Origin of the sequence: Dinoroseobacter sp. S375, assembly GCF_049800775.1 — a bacterium.
Classification (GTDB): domain Bacteria; phylum Pseudomonadota; class Alphaproteobacteria; order Rhodobacterales; family Rhodobacteraceae; genus Dinoroseobacter.
In genome coordinates, this window is record NZ_JBNAFR010000015.1 from 55,526 (window position 1) to 69,710 (window position 14,185).

At 65.6% G+C, this 14,185-nt stretch carries 18 protein-coding genes; 9 read left to right on the forward strand and 9 right to left on the reverse strand.

Features of this window, described 5'->3' with window-relative positions:
* The first annotated feature begins 7 nt into the window (after window positions 1-7).
* The 5 genes from ACP150_RS20975 to ACP150_RS20995 are packed head-to-tail and all read left to right on the forward strand — an operon-like array spanning window position 8 to window position 4,735.
* Entirely contained in the window at window positions 8-1,054 is a 1,047-nt protein-coding gene (locus ACP150_RS20975; protein ID WP_424968670.1) for an NAD(P)-dependent alcohol dehydrogenase, read from the forward strand.
* Entirely contained in the window at window positions 1,051-1,608 is a 558-nt protein-coding gene (gene hxlB / locus ACP150_RS20980; RefSeq protein ID WP_424968671.1) for a 6-phospho-3-hexuloisomerase, read from the forward strand. The genes ACP150_RS20975 and hxlB overlap by 4 nt, the downstream gene beginning before the upstream one ends.
* Before the next feature lie 3 nt (window positions 1,609-1,611).
* Window positions 1,612-2,373, forward strand: a complete 762-nt coding sequence (locus tag ACP150_RS20985; RefSeq protein WP_424968672.1) for an SDR family NAD(P)-dependent oxidoreductase — start codon at window positions 1,612-1,614, stop codon at window positions 2,371-2,373.
* An 11-nt stretch (window positions 2,374-2,384) separates the two neighbouring features.
* Entirely contained in the window at window positions 2,385-3,113 is a 729-nt protein-coding gene (locus ACP150_RS20990) for an SDR family oxidoreductase (RefSeq protein ID WP_424968673.1), read from the forward strand.
* A gap of 2 nt (window positions 3,114-3,115) precedes the next feature.
* Window positions 3,116-4,735, forward strand: a complete 1,620-nt coding sequence (locus ACP150_RS20995) for an FGGY-family carbohydrate kinase (protein WP_424968674.1) — start codon at window positions 3,116-3,118, stop codon at window positions 4,733-4,735.
* A gap of 2 nt (window positions 4,736-4,737) precedes the next feature.
* Here ACP150_RS20995 and ACP150_RS21000 read toward each other — a convergent pair whose 3' ends face one another.
* The 6 genes from ACP150_RS21000 to ACP150_RS21025 all read right to left on the reverse strand — a co-directional run bounded on the left by ACP150_RS21000 (window position 4,738) and on the right by ACP150_RS21025 (window position 8,571).
* Window positions 4,738-5,175, reverse strand: coding sequence for a type II toxin-antitoxin system VapC family toxin (locus ACP150_RS21000; protein ID WP_424968675.1), 438 nt, complete (start codon window positions 5,173-5,175; stop codon window positions 4,738-4,740).
* Between the two features lie 8 nt (window positions 5,176-5,183).
* A complete protein-coding gene (locus ACP150_RS21005) occupies window positions 5,184-5,429 on the reverse strand; it encodes a FitA-like ribbon-helix-helix domain-containing protein (RefSeq protein WP_424968676.1) in 246 nt (81 codons plus the stop codon).
* Between the two features lie 201 nt (window positions 5,430-5,630).
* Complete coding sequence (locus ACP150_RS21010) at window positions 5,631-5,879, reverse strand: PepSY domain-containing protein (protein ID WP_424968677.1); 249 nt, start codon at window positions 5,877-5,879, stop codon at window positions 5,631-5,633.
* Between the two features lie 18 nt (window positions 5,880-5,897).
* Window positions 5,898-6,335 carry a hypothetical protein gene (locus tag ACP150_RS21015; protein ID WP_424968678.1) on the reverse strand — a complete coding sequence of 146 codons (438 nt, stop codon included), beginning with the start codon at window positions 6,333-6,335 and terminating at the stop codon, window positions 5,898-5,900.
* 49 nt (window positions 6,336-6,384) lie between these two features.
* The gene (locus ACP150_RS21020) at window positions 6,385-7,356 is read right to left on the reverse strand and encodes a YVTN family beta-propeller repeat protein (protein WP_424968679.1); all 972 of its coding nucleotides are present in this window, start codon (window positions 7,354-7,356) and stop codon (window positions 6,385-6,387) included.
* 27 nt (window positions 7,357-7,383) lie between these two features.
* Complete coding sequence (locus tag ACP150_RS21025; protein ID WP_424968680.1) at window positions 7,384-8,571, reverse strand: ABC transporter substrate-binding protein; 1,188 nt, start codon at window positions 8,569-8,571, stop codon at window positions 7,384-7,386.
* A 157-nt stretch (window positions 8,572-8,728) separates the two neighbouring features.
* Between ACP150_RS21025 and ACP150_RS21030 the strand changes: the two genes are divergently transcribed.
* The 4 genes from ACP150_RS21030 to ACP150_RS21045 are packed head-to-tail and all read left to right on the forward strand — an operon-like array spanning window position 8,729 to window position 11,490.
* Window positions 8,729-9,211 carry a DUF3280 domain-containing protein gene (locus ACP150_RS21030; RefSeq protein WP_424968681.1) on the forward strand — a complete coding sequence of 161 codons (483 nt, stop codon included), beginning with the start codon at window positions 8,729-8,731 and terminating at the stop codon, window positions 9,209-9,211.
* Window positions 9,211-9,756 carry an SRPBCC family protein gene (locus ACP150_RS21035; RefSeq protein ID WP_424968682.1) on the forward strand — a complete coding sequence of 182 codons (546 nt, stop codon included), beginning with the start codon at window positions 9,211-9,213 and terminating at the stop codon, window positions 9,754-9,756. Before ACP150_RS21030 ends, ACP150_RS21035 begins: the two co-directional genes overlap by 1 nt.
* Window positions 9,740-10,681, forward strand: a complete 942-nt coding sequence (locus ACP150_RS21040) for a YncE family protein (protein WP_424968683.1) — start codon at window positions 9,740-9,742, stop codon at window positions 10,679-10,681. Before ACP150_RS21035 ends, ACP150_RS21040 begins: the two co-directional genes overlap by 17 nt.
* On the forward strand, window positions 10,678-11,490 hold the full coding sequence (locus ACP150_RS21045) for a quinoprotein dehydrogenase-associated SoxYZ-like carrier (protein ID WP_424968684.1): 813 nt from the start codon (window positions 10,678-10,680) through the stop codon (window positions 11,488-11,490). Before ACP150_RS21040 ends, ACP150_RS21045 begins: the two co-directional genes overlap by 4 nt.
* A 47-nt stretch (window positions 11,491-11,537) precedes the next feature.
* On the opposite strand, the gene ACP150_RS21050 is transcribed toward ACP150_RS21045, so the two are convergent.
* From ACP150_RS21050 to ACP150_RS21060, 3 genes are all read right to left on the reverse strand, one after another.
* Window positions 11,538-12,737, reverse strand: a complete 1,200-nt coding sequence (locus ACP150_RS21050; RefSeq protein WP_424968685.1) for a hypothetical protein — start codon at window positions 12,735-12,737, stop codon at window positions 11,538-11,540.
* A 127-nt stretch (window positions 12,738-12,864) separates the two neighbouring features.
* Window positions 12,865-13,413, reverse strand: coding sequence for a PQQ-dependent catabolism-associated CXXCW motif protein (locus ACP150_RS21055; RefSeq protein ID WP_424968608.1), 549 nt, complete (start codon window positions 13,411-13,413; stop codon window positions 12,865-12,867).
* On the reverse strand, window positions 13,410-14,185 hold a 776-nt coding region (locus ACP150_RS21060; RefSeq protein ID WP_424968686.1), incomplete at its 5' end, for a substrate-binding domain-containing protein. The genes ACP150_RS21055 and ACP150_RS21060, both read right to left, overlap by 4 nt.

Consider the following 14,185-nt stretch of genomic DNA (forward strand, 5'->3'; position numbering starts at 1 on the left):
GGGACCCATGGCCCAAGCCCTGGTACTGGAAGAAAAACACAAGCTGGCGCTGCGCGAGATCGCGCTTCCCGAGGATCTGGGCCCCGATGACGTGCGGATCGAGATCGACACGGTGGGGATCTGCGGGAGCGATGTGCACTACTATACCCATGGCAAGATTGGCCCGTTCGTGGTCACGGCCCCCATGGTTCTGGGGCATGAGGCGTCGGGCACGGTTCGGGCCGTGGGCGCGGAGGTGACCCATCTCGCCCCGGGCGACCGGGTTTGCATGGAGCCGGGCATTCCGGACCCGCGGTCCAAGGCCTCCAAGCTGGGCATCTATAACGTGGATCCGGCGGTGCGCTTCTGGGCGACGCCGCCGATCCATGGCTGCCTGACCCCATCGGTGATCCACCCGGCGGCTTATACCTACAAACTGCCCGACAGTGTGTCCTTTGCCGAGGGCGCCATGGTCGAACCCTTTGCCATCGGGATGCAGGCGGCAGCGCGGGCGCGGATCACACCGGGGGATATCGCCCTTGTGACCGGCGCGGGCCCGATCGGGATCATGGTCGCCCTTGCCGCTCTCGCAGGCGGATGTGCCGAGGTCTACATCACCGACGTGGTGGATGAGAAACTGGCCATCGCCGGGGGCTATGACAATGTCCACCCGATCAATGTGACCAAGACGGATGCGGCTCGCACCCTTGCAGAGGCAACCGGCGGCTGGGGCGCGGATGTGGTCTTCGAGTGCGCCGGGGCACCTGCCTCGATCCAGACCGCGCTCGAGGCTGCTGCCCCGGGTGGCTGTGTCGTCTGGGTCGGCATGCCTGTCGATCCGGTGCCCGTGGATATCGTGCTGGCCCAATCCAAGGAGCTGCGCATGGAAACCGTGTTCCGCTATGCCAATGTCTATGATCGGGCCATTGCCCTGATCGGGTCGGGCAAGGTGGATCTCAAACCGTTGATCTCGGACACTTTCGCTTTTGCCGACAGTATCGCCGCCTTTGACCGCGCGGTGGAGGCCCGCCCCACGGACGTCAAGATCCAGATCAGCCTGGGGACGCCGGGATGACCGGACACGCGACCGCCGACCGCATTCTCGCCGATCTCGCCACCGGGGTGACCGCCGAGGTGCTGGCCCAGACCGGGCCGCTCGCGGAGCGGCTCGCCCGCAGCCAGCGGATCTTCTGCTATGGCGTGGGCCGCGAGGGGTTGATGATGAAGGCCATCGCCATGCGGCTCTTTCATCTTGGGCTCGACACCCATGTGATCGGCGACATGACCGTCCCCCCGATTGCCGCGGGCGACACCCTGCTGATCAGCGCGGGCCCCGGGGATTTCGCGACCGTTGCCGCCCTTGCGAGCACCGCTCGGGCGCAGGCGGCGACGATCTGCTGTTTCACCGCGCAACCCGGTGGCCCCCTGCCCGGGTTGGCGGATCTGACCATCACCCTGCCCGCCCAGACCATGGCCGATGACCAGACCGCCCCGGCCTCGATCCTGCCCATGGGCTCGCTCTATGAGGCGCTGCTGTTTCTCTTCGGTGAGGCGCTGATCCTCGACCTGCGGGACCGTCTGGGTCAGAGCGCCGAAACCATGCGCGCCCGGCACACCAATCTGGAGTAGCCCATGTCAGATCGTTTTTCCCTCGCCGGGCGCACGGCGCTCATCACCGGGGCCTCTTCCGGGATCGGGGCTGCGATCGCCACGGCGTTTGCCGCTGCCGGAGCCACCGTGATCGGCCATGGGCGCAATTCGGATCGGCTCGCCGAAACCGGTGCGACCGTGACCGCGCAGGGGCGGACCTTTGTCCCCGTGACCGGAGACCTGTCAGATCCGGCGCAGGTTTCCCGGATCGCCGAGACCGCCCTCGCGGCCTGTGACGCGCTCGACATCCTCGTCAATTCTGCCGGTGTCGCTCTGACTGGCCCGGCCGAGGACTATGCGCTTGCGGACTGGCAAGAGACCCTTGCCATCAACCTCACCGCGCCATTTCTGCTGTCTCAAGCGCTCCTGCCCGGGATGAAGGCCCGGCGGCGCGGCAAGATCATCAACATCTCGTCCCAGACCGGGGTGATCGCCCTGCCCGACCACGCGGCCTATACGGCCTCCAAGGCTGGGCTGAACGGGCTGACCAAGGCCCTGATGACCGAGGCAGCGCCCCATAATGTGCAGGTCAACGCGATCTGTCCGACGGTGGTGCTGACCGCTATGGGGCGCACGCTCTGGTCTGCGCCCGAGAAGAAGGACCCCTTCCTTGCCCGCACCCCTCTGGGCCGTTTTGGCGAGCCCCAGGAAATCGCGGATCTCGCGCTCTATCTCGCCTCGCCCGCCTCCGACCTGATCAACGGCGCGCTCATCATGGCCGATGGCGGCTATTCCAGCATCTGACGGAGGTTCCCATGACCCAATCCCTGCAAGACAAGACCATTGCGATCACCGGGGCCGCGTCGGGCATCGGGCTTGCCACCGCAGAGGCCTGTTTGCAGGCCGGGGCGCAGGTGGCACTAGTGGATTATGACCGGACGGCGCTTGAAGCGGCCTGCGATCGGCTCGGACCCCGGGCGCATCCGGTGGTCACGGACCTGCTCGATCCGGCCAGCGTCGCGCAGATGCTCCCCCGGATCCTCGACGCGACCGGGCGTCTCGATGCCTTTCATGCCAATGCGGGGGCCTATGTGGGCGGGCCGGTGACCGAGGGCGATCCAGATGTCTGGGACCGGGTGCTGAACCTCAACATCAATGCGGCCTTCCGCTCGGTCCATGCGGTTCTGCCCCACCTGACCCGGCAAGGCTCGGGCGATGTGATCCTGACCAGCTCGATTGCCGGGGTGGTCCCGGTGGTGTGGGAGCCGATCTACACCGCCTCCAAACACGCCGTGCAGGCCTTTACCCATACGGTGCGGCGGCAAGTGGCCAAGGACGGCGTGCGCGTCGGTGCGATCCTGCCCGGCCCGGTGGTGACCGCCCTGCTGGATGACTGGCCCAAGGCCAAGATGGAAGAGGCCCTCGCCGAAGGCAGCCTGATGCAGCCCAAGGAAGTGGCCGATTGCATCGTGTTCATGCTGACCCGCCCGGCCAATGTCACCATCCGGGACCTTGTGTTGGTTCCGAACGCAACGGATCTTTGACCATGACCGCCTCCTATTTCATTGGCGTTGATGTCGGCACAGGCAGCGCCCGAGCCGGTGTGTTCGATGCCGAAGGCACCCTCTTGGCCAGCCACAAGCACGCCATCGCCATGTGGCGCGAGGCCGGAGAGATCGCCGAGCAATCCTCGGACGATATCTGGGCGGCTGTCTGTACCTGCGTGATCGAGGCACGGGCGCGTGCCGGCGTGTCGGCTGCCGAGATTGCCGGGGTCGGGTTTGACGCAGCTTGCTCGCTGGTGGTGCTGGGGCCGGGTGACGCTCCCATCAGTGTCAGCGCCTCGGCCGATCCAAGGCGCAACGTGATCGTCTGGATGGATCACCGCGCGCTGGATCAGGCTGACCGGATCAACGCCACGGGCCACCCGGTGCTGACCTATGTGGGGGGCCGGATCTCGCCCGAGATGCAAACGCCCAAGCTGCTCTGGCTGCAACAGAGCATGCCCGAGACCTTTGCAGCCGCGACCCGGTTCTTTGACCTGCCGGACTTCCTGACATGGTCGGCGACCGGATCCCTCGCCCGCTCGGCCTGTACGGTGACCTGCAAATGGACCTATCTCGCCCATGAGGACCGCTGGGATGACAGCTATTTCGAGGCGATCGGGCTGAACGGCCTACCCCGCGAAGACTATGCCCGGATCGGCCAGACCATCGTGGCCCCGGGCGCCCCGCTGGGTCAGGGACTGAGCCCGCAGGCCGCCGCTGCCATGGACCTGCGCCCGGGCATCCCCGTGGGCGCGGGGCTGATCGACGCCCATGCGGGCGGGCTTGGCACGGTCGGCGCGGACCCGGAGCGGGGACCGGAGCAGACCATGGCTTATGTGTTCGGAACCTCCGCCTGCACCATGGCCAGTTCCACCGCGCCGCAACGGGTGCCGGGGGTTTGGGGGCCGTATTTCTCGGCAATGATCCCGGATCTGTGGTTGTCCGAAGGGGGGCAATCGGCGGCGGGCGAGGCCATCGCCCACCTGATCCATACGCATCCCGCCGCGCCTGAGGCGACCGCCCGGGCCGAGGCCGAGGGGCTGTCGCTGCAGGCCGCTTTGCTGCGTCGGGTCACCGCCGAGCTTGCCAGCCCAAGCGACGCGGTCACCATCGTCGGGCCGCGCCTGATTGTGCCGGATCTGTTGGGCAATCGCGCGCCATTTGCGGACCCGAACGCCACCGGGATCATCAGCGGGCTGACGCTGGATACGGGCGAAGAGGACTTGCTGCGCACCTATCTCGCGGCGGTCTTTGGCGTCGGTTACGGGCTGCGCCAGATCATGGAGGCCCAAGCGGCGCATGGGGTCCGCCCCACGGCTATCGCCATCAGCGGCGGCGCGGGCGAGAGCCCTGCGATCCAGCAGCTTCTGGCGGATGCAGCGGGGGTGCCGGTCCTGTCCACTGCCTGCCCTGAGCCGGTCCTACTGGGCGCGGCGATGCTCGGCGCGGTTGCCGGCGGGGCCTATCCGGGCCTGACCGAGGCGATGTCCCAGATGTCGCGCATCGCATCGCGCAAGACCCCTGTCTCAGGCCCTCTGAAAGCGCGGCACGATGCGAGATACACTGCCTATTGCGCCTTGCAGAAGGCCGAGCGAACCCTGCGCTCGCACGCCGCCTGAAATCAGCGTCGGACCTGTGCGGGTCCGGCAAACGGGTTGAGAAGACGCAGATAGAGCCCCTCGAAATCCTTGAGGTTTCGGGTCGCAATCCCCGCGCCCTGCGCCGTGGCAATGGCGGCGATCATCACATCGGCCTGCCCGGGATTGCGCCCCGCAGCGCGATGCTGCGCGGCAAGGGGGCCATAATGCTCGGCGGCGGCCTGATCGAAGGGCAGAACAAGGCCCGGAAAGTCCTGTGCCAGCATCTCGGTCACGGCCTGATCCAGCCCTGCCTTGCGCTTGCCCTCAGGCAACATGGCGATGCCATAGCGCAGTTCTGCAACGGTGATCGCGGTCAGGGCCAGCGGCTCGGGCGGGGTGTCCTGAAACCAGCGCATCAGGGCGTCCGACGGCGCGGGCTTCATCAGCTCCGAGACCACATTCGTGTCGAGGATGATCATGTCCGGCCCTATCCGGCCAGATCCACGGGGTCCGGCAGGCTGGGCCGGTCCGGCAGGGGAATGCCCCCCTCGAGGCCCGCGAACCGCGACCGGATCGCCGCGGCGACGTCGCGCGGCGACCGGCCCTCCGCCGCCATCCGCGCCCGCAAGAGGGCCCGCACCTCCGCCTCCATCGACCGGCCATGGCGGGCCGCCTCCTGGCGCAGGAAGTCGTGCAGCTCGGGTTCGATGTTTCGGACGGTGAGAGTCGCCATAGGAAGCCTCTAGATGAAAGTCGCGTCAGTCTAGCAAGTGCTAGCAATGCTGTCAAAATGGGGGCCGCGCGGACCCATCTCAAGCGTCGCGCACTCGGTCCAGAGCCCAGCAGGCCTCCCGAAACGAGGAAAGACCCCAGAGATCCGGCTAGGATCTCCGAGGTCTTTGGGAGGAACGTCTTGCGGGAGGACCCGCCGGGCTTACTCGGCGCGGCGGGAGACTTCGTTCAGGTCCTTGTCGAGCTTAATGTCGAACTGGTTGCCACCCTTGCAGATCACGTCGTCAAGGTCATAGCCGTCATCTTCGACCTCGATGTCATCCGCATCCATCTGGCATTCCATTTCGGCCAGCATCGCCATGATCTTCATCTCGGTGGCGTCATCCACCTCGCTCGCGAAGCTCGGCGCGGCGAGCAGCAGGGCGGCGGCAAGGGTCATGATCGGTTTCATGGATAGCTCCTCGTTTGGTTACTGAATGGACAGGGTGACGGATTGGCTCTCGCCGGTGGATCCGGGGATACGCAGGACATGGCGGCCCGGCTTGATCGCAATGAAGGACAACTCGACCACGCCCGCCTTGTCGAATTCGATGGAATCGATGGCCATGGGGCGGATCTCGATCTTGTTGATGACGATCTCGTTCATCCAGATCGATCGAAAGAAGCTTGGCCCCTCAACCGCCAGTTCCGCCGAGCCATCAGCCGTGATCTCCAGCTTGTAATAGGCCCCGGATTCCAGAACGACGTCCTCGCCCAGCGGTTGGCCCGAGGCCAGGGTCAGCTCGATCGTCTCGCCGCGATTGCAGCTCGCCAGCAATCCGGCAAAGCCCAGATCATCGCAAAGCGGGGCAGCGGCGAGCGGGCTTGCAAAACAGGCCAGGGCCGCGGCGCATAACAGATGTCTCATGAGGGTTCCTTTCTTCGTCGCGCGACGGCGCTGTCGCGGCGGGATTGGCTTACTTGATGGTAACAACGCCCCAGGGCTGCTGGCCGACCTGAACGGAGCGGATCGCGCGCTCCTTTTCGACATCGATCACGGTGATGTCGTTGGAATTGCCATTGGTGGTGAGCAGGTACTTTTCATCCGGCGTGAAATCGAGCTGCCAGACCCGTTGGCCCACAAGGATATAGTCGAGCACTTCGAGGCTGCGGGCATCGACCACCGCGACCCGGTTCGCCGGTCCAAGCGCCACAAAGAGCCGCGAGCCGTCCTGCGTGACGCGCGCGCCCACGGGCTGCAGCCATTCGGGCTGCAGGCCAGCCACTTCGAAGGTGATCTTGCCCACCATCGTGGGCGCTCCGTCATCGTCGATATCCATCACCGAGACGGTGCCGCCGATCTCGGAGGTCACGAAAAGCCGCGTGCCGTCACTGGTGTAATGGGCATAGCGCGGGCGCTGATCGACCAGCACGTTGTGCTTGATCTTGTAATCCTCGGTCGAGATGAAATGCGCCATGTTCGTGGTTTCGGACGTGTTGACCACCCATTTGGCATCCGGGCTCATCCCCATCCCCTCGGGCTCCACCCCCACGGGGACCTCGGCCAGCACGGTCCGGGTTTCGGTATCGGTCACGGTGACGAGATTGTCGTCCTCATTGGCGATGTATAGCCGCTTGCCAGACGGCTCGAGAATGAACAGCTCCGGATCCGGACCCGAAGGCAGGCTCGGCAGCTCTTCATAGGTGGTCGCGTCAAACACCCGGATCAGGTTGTCATCGGAGGCACAGACATAGATCAGCTTTTCATCCGGACTGACGGTGATGCCGCGCGGGCGGTTTCCGGCGAAAAACTCGGTCTCAACCTCCCAGGTTTCGGTGTTGACGACGGTGATCGTGTTGCCGCGCTCATTCGAGACGAAGGCCTTGCCGGCAAGCGCCGGAGCGGTGCAGAGCGCCAGAGCGGCGGCGGAAAGAAGGATCGATTTCATGGGTCCCTCCATGGGATCAAAGGCGGTTCAGTTGAAAGCGGTGCAGTCGGATTCCGGCTTGTCCAAGCCGAGCGTGTCGAGGGTCGAGCGCTGGTGCAGGAACCCGTCCTGCGGGCTGACGCTCACGGTGATCATCCCGTCATGGAGCAGGATCGGCTGGCGCAATTGACCATTCCAGTCCCGGAAGGTCACCTTCTGGCCCTTGAAGGCGGCCAGCTCGAACGCATCCGAGATGGCGTAGTCCCGCACCTCCATGGGTTGGGCGGTATTGGCCCGGGTCACGGCCTCGCCCACCACGCGCAGGGCGAGCCAGACATTGTAATCCTCGGGCTTGGCGTAGCGCCCGGTCAGATCCTCGAACCGGGTCTGGTATTGCGTGGCGCCATACGCCTCGTGGGCCCCGTGGAACGTGGTCGGCACCAGACCGCCGGACCCCACGACCGGGCGCGGTGTCCAGAGATGATAGCTCAGGTAACGGGCGAAATAGTCGGTTTCATCGGCAGCCACGAGCACGTCATGCCCTGCCGCGCCCTGGGTGAAGGTCGGCAATTGCCGCTGCACCAACACGTGGCCCGAATCCGTTCGGCGCGAGCCGCCCGTATCTTCGAAGGCGCGCTCCTCGGTGATGCGGGCCCCGAACTTGCGCGCCGAGAACCGATAGGAATCCGCGAGCGCCACATCCGCCGGGTTCGACCCCGAAATCAGGAACCAGTTCTTCCACTGCTTCCAGACGAGAAACTGCGCCACCGCATCCGTGTTCATCCGGTGGCTCGGCGCCGTATGAAGCAGGTTCCCCCGACATTGATCATCCCGCAGGGCCACATCGGGTGCGGACGCGTTGAAGACCAGCGCACCGGCCTCGGCCGCCCGATCCGTCAGCCGCAAGAGATCCTCGGCCCGGGCCAGAATGACAAAGAGATCCACCCCCTCGGCCAGCAACGCCTCCAACGCGGCATCGGCGTCTTCCGGCGTGGTCGCCACGCCCCGCGTCTCGTAGGTGTGGCCCAGGAAACTGCCGGTCGTGCCATTGTCCTCATCCGCCAAGGCCCCGCCGGCAAAGCCCAGATCCTCGGGGCGCAGGTCATAGCGGCTGATCGGCAGCAGGGTCGGATAGTCGATCCGCAGCACCGCGGCCCGCACATCGATGGCCAGCGCAATCGGAGCAGAAGTCAGCAGGGCACAGACCGCCAAAAGCGGTGCCAGCAATAGTCTCACGATGTCCTCCCCTCGCCCGGCTTCTTCTGCGCCGGGTCTCTGCTGGCCCGTCTCCTCCAGATCCGGGCCGCCCCAAGCCGATACTTTTGGCGTGGTTGTCTGAGAAGCTTAACAGTCCGATCCTCAAGCGTAACTCTTATTTTTTAAGAACAGGGACATGCGCACAGCTCTTCTGGTTCTTCTGCTCTCGACGGGCTGCGCAGCCGCGCAGGACAAGGTCGCCTTCTTCGGCCTGACCATGCTCGACACGTCGCTGCAGACGACCGAGCTGGGACTGGATCCGGCCGAGGCCGCGCGGCTCGCCACCCTCGAAGAGACGGTTGCCACACGCTTCCGCAGCGAGGGGTACGAGCTGGTCGATCTGGAGCCAGAACGCGTGGCCATCGAGCGGGTTGTGAACCTTGCGAAATGCTATGGCTGCGACACGCGGATCGCGACACGGCTGGGGGCGGATTTCTCCCTCGTCGGAGAGGTCCAGAAAGTCTCGAACCTCATTCTGACCCTGAACCTTCAGCTGCGCGATGCGAGCAGTGGGGACCTGGTCAGAGGCGGTGTCGTGGATATCCGGGGCAATACCGATGACAGCTGGTCCCGCGGCATGCGTTACATATTGAACAATCGCATCTTCAGGGAGGAATGATGAGAAAACGTACCTTTATGATGGCGTTGGCCACCGCAGCTCTGCTGCCGGGGCTCGCCACGGCCCATGGCCCAACCCGGCAGAAAGTCACCCTGACCACCGAGGTCGCCGCCGATCCGGCAGAGGTCTGGGCGGTGCTCGGCAACTTCCAGGACATGTCCTGGCACCCGGCGGTGTTTTCCTCGACCGGCGAGAATGGCAATGCCATTGATGCGACCCGGTTGCTGACCCTCGGCGCGGCGGATGGCCCGACCATTGCCGAGGTGCTCTACAAGTTTTCCGACGAGAAAATGAGCTATTCCTACCGTATCACCGATGTGCTGGTAGAGGTCCTGCCGGTGACGAATTACTCCTCGCATCTGACGGTCAAGCCGCTTGATGGCGGGGGCTCGCTGATCGAGTGGCGCGGGGCGTTCTACCGGGGCTATCCGAACAATGACCCGCCCGAGAACCTCAACGACGCGGCGGCCATCGCAGCGGTAACCGGGGTCTATCAGATGGGGCTCGACGCGCTGACGGAGCGCTTTGGTGCCGCGGGCTCCTGACCTGCTGACCATGCTGTGCCTGGCCGCCACTCCGGTGGCGGCGGGTGATCTCGCATTTGTGACCTGCCAGAATGGCGATGCTGTCCACGTGATCGATATCGGCACCGGACAGAGTGCGGGCGGTTGGGCGGTGCCCGGCAAACCCGCGGGCGTGGACGCGGCCTCCGACGCGGTCTTTACCGTCGCGCCTGAGGCCAAGACCGTCCGTCGGCACGACCCTTCCAGCGGGGCGGTCCTCGCGGAAACCGTGCTGGACGGGGGGCCGATCGGTATCGCCCGGGATGCCGCGCGGGGCCGGGTCTTCGTCTCGGACTGGTACAATGCCCGGATCTGGGTGCTGGATGACCAAACCCTTGCCCCCGAGGCCGAGCTTGCAGTGGGGGCCGCGCCCGCGGGGCTGGCCCTGTCGGACGATGGACGCTTTCTCGCCTCGGCGGATCGTGACGCGGATGCAGTCTCGATCTTCGACGCCGAGACCCTTGCCCCATTACATAAAGCCACCGTGGGCACCCGTCCCTTCGGCCTGCGGTTCGATCCCGAAGGGCGCCTGTTCGTGGCGAATGTCGGCAGTGATGATGTCAGCGTCCTGGCCCCCGAGACCGGCGCGGTGATCGCGACCCTGCCCGCAGGCGCGCGCCCCTATGGCATCGCCTTTGCCGCCGGTCGCGGCTTTGTCACCAACCAATATGCCGACAGCCTGAGTGTCTTCGATCTCGATACGCTCGCCCCGCGGGCCACGCTCGAGACCGGCGAGTACCCCGAGGGGATCGATGCCACCCCCGATGGTCGGCGCATACTCGTAGCGAACTGGTTCGACAACACGCTCTCGATCATCGACGCAGAAACCCTTGCCGTGCTATCGTCCGTCGAGACGTGCGACGGCCCCCGCGCCTTCGGTGCTTTTGTTTTGGGAGGAACAAAATGACCCGCCTAGCTCTGACGACAGCCCTTCTGTGCTGCACCGCCCTGCCCGCCCTCGCCGGGTCCGAGGCCTGGGACGACATCAAATCCGCGCTCTATGGCGACCGCATGTTGATGGATGGCGACAGCGTGATCGCAATCGATGCGCCCTATCGTACCCCGGATGATGCGCGCGCCAATCTCGCCGCGCAGATCATCCCGCCGCTCGGGGCCGAGGTCGCGAAGGTCTGGGTGGTGCTCGACGAGAACCCCATGCCGGTCTCGGCGGTCTTTGCGCTCGAGGAGCCGCAGCCCAGCTTTTTCTTCGATGTGACCATGCGGGTGAACGGGCCGACGCCGCTCCATGTGGTGGCGGAAACCAGCGATGGGCGGCTGTTCGTGCAGGAAAGCTATGTGAAGACCTCGGGCACCGGCGCCTGTGCCGCGCCGCCGGGGACCGATCCGATTGCCGCGCTCGCCTCGTTGGGCGAGATGGACGTCGCCCTCGGGAGCGCTCTACCGGGCATCGCGGGGGGTGAGCTGATCAGCTTTGCCTCGCGGCTCTCGCGGATGGATGTGGACATCTCGCACCCGTCCCATTCGGGCATGCAGATGGACCAGATCTCGCTGCTCTTCATCCCGATGCGCTACGTCGAGACGGTGGATATCGATCTGGACGGGTCCGGATTTGTCGAGATGACGGGTTCGATCTCGTTGTCGGAAAATCCGCGCGTGGGGCTGTCGGTGCCGAGCCGTGCGCAATCGGTCGATGTCACCATGACCGACACCGACGGCACGGTCTCCAAGCTGCACCAGAAGCTCGCCGGGTACTGACCCGCCGGGGGTGAGGCCGCCGGGACGGACCCGGCGACCTGCGCTGATCAGTTGTAGCAGGCGAAGTTGAACTGCGCCGCGCTGCGGCCCACATCGGCCACGGTCAGATCACAGTTATCGGCCATCTCCCGCGTCTCGCCGCCGCGCGCGGTGCTCAGAGCAAGCCCGTTCACCGCGATCCGCGCCGCGCCATCGGGCTGCACGAACGAGACGAAGACCCGTGCTGCGCCATCGCCCAGAATGGCGGCTTCGCCCGCAACGAGCTCATCGGACTGCCAAACCGCGTCGGTGCAGTCCGCCCCGACCTGCGCATGGCCGCGATCCACCTGCGCGAGGGTCAGGCGACAGCTCTCTTCGCCCACCATCACCGTGGCCCGATCCCCGGCATCGAGCACCAGATCCGTGCCATTGGCCGAAAGCCGGGCCGCATCCTCGGTCACACGCGAGGCAAAGACCCGCAGGCTGCCCTCGTTGAGCATCGCCGTTTCGCCCGCACTGATGCCTTCGGCGGCGGGCAGGTCATCGCCACAGAGCGCCGAGACCAGCGCGCCATTTCCGGACACCCCGTCCAGGGTGATGCGGCAATGGCCACTGGCGGCTGCAACTGTCCGACCGATGCCGGCGCGCAAGGTCTTGCGTTCGCCGTTGATCGAGGCGCGCAGGCTCTCCGACCCCGGATCCAGACGGGAGATAAAGACCCGCACGGACCCCTCGTCAAAGAGCGCTGTCTGTCCCGGCATCAACCCTGGTTCGCCTTCGTCGGCGGCTGGCTCCGGGGCGGGTGCTGCGGCTTGGGAGACCTCCGGCTCTGGGTCGGCAGGCGGCGTTTCGGCCGGGGCAGAGCCCAGGGAAGCGACCATCGCACTCAGCTCGCCCGATTGCATGGCCAGTTCTTCGAGCCGGGTGCGGAGCGCGGCGAGATCATCCTCGGCTAGACCCTCTGCGGCCTGAGCCGACAGGGTATCAAGCGCAGCCTGAACACCGGCCAGTTTGCCATCCATGCTCTCTTGCAGATCGGCAAGCTTGCTGTCCATGGCCCCCTGCAGCGTGGCGAGCTGCTCGTCGAATTGCGCCTGCGCGGTTGCAAGACGGCCATCGAGATCCGCGACAGAGGCGCTCACCGGTGCGATCTGCTCGGCCATCATGGCCTGCGGATCCTCCTGCCCAAACAGGCCGCGCCACATGGCCCCAAGCAGCAAAACAAAGATGACGGCCCCAAGGGCGCTGAAAATTTTCAGTTCGTTCAAAAGTCTCCCCCCTTCATCCGGCCCCGGCGCGCAGGCCGATCCGGACGAATCTCACAATGTGTCTCCTCGAACCAGCGTAACACCTGACGGCAGGGTGAGGCGCGTCTTTTTGAGGGGAGGGGCCGGGTCAGTTGGCCTGAGGCTGTGGTTCTTCGGGTTTGATCCGCTCCAGCGGGTAGTCCCAGAGCATCCAGCCATCGCTGCCCTCAGGGAGCCAGTGGACCGCTGTGTAACCCCATTCGATGGCGCGTTTTCCCGCGTTCCAGCTCATCCAGCAATCCTCGAGACAGAAGATCACCACCGGATGGCTCTTGTCCCCGCCCGTGGCCCGGGCGAGGCCGTCGCGAAAATAGGCGGCCGTGATCTCGGCCACGGCGCCGTAGCCCACATTGGGCAGCCATAGGGCGCCGGGGATCGAGTTGCGCGGCTTGTCGCGCCAGATCGTGCCCTCGGGCAGGTTCGCCGGTTTCGGGGCCTGGGGCATGACATCGATGAAGGCCGCCTCCCCCGATTTCCAAAGGGCATGGGCGGCTTCGGGCCCGATCACCGTGGCCCCGCGCAAGGTTGCGGGCACCGGCGCGCGGTAATGATCCATCCGGTAGTCATCTGGCTCGGGCACCGTCTGCGCAGTGGCCACCAGCGGCAACCACAGCAGAAGGGCGAGCGCCCGGATCATTGCGGAGGCTCGATCACTTCTTTGCCCAGATCCGTCACCAATGGCACGCCCGCGTCAAAGAGCACGGCGTTGATCTCGTCCTGATGGCGACGGATCAGGGAGTTGAGCTTGCGCTGCCAGACCTTCTCGCCTTGCCGTACGCCCATGGTGATCCGGAAGAAAAGCCGCGGGGGCAGCGTCTCGCTTACAAGCGGGATGAGCTTGAGATCCGGGTGGTTCTGCTTGACCAACGGGCCGCCGATGGGCCCCCAGAGGATCGCGGCGTCGATATCGCCCGCCTCCAGATCGTTGAGCATATCCGCCGCCGGGCTTTCGTGGCGGCGATCCACCACGAGGTTGTAGGCCTTGGCCTTGCCCACCAACCCGTTGCGCGCCAGATGGGCCGAGGGCGGTGTGCCTGCGATGATCCCGATCCGCCGCCCCTTGAGGGCCGGATCCTGCAGCGAGGTCACGCCCGCAAGGTCCCCACCGGCCGGCACGATCAGGGAATAGACCGAGGTGAAGTAATGGTTGGTGTTCAAAACCAGTTCATGACCCTGGGCATAGCCGATCACCAGATCGCATTGCTTGGCCTTGAGCGTGTTGCGGATGAACCCCGTGGCCATGGGATACCACGTGTATTGGACCGGCAGCTCGAGCTTGGAGCCGATGAGCTCGGCCAGCGTGTTCTCGAACCCGTCCTCGGTCTTGGCGGACATGGGCAGGTTTGCCGGATCCGCACAGACCCGCAGAGCATTGGTCGAGACCAGATCCGAGGTCTGCGCCTCTGCCC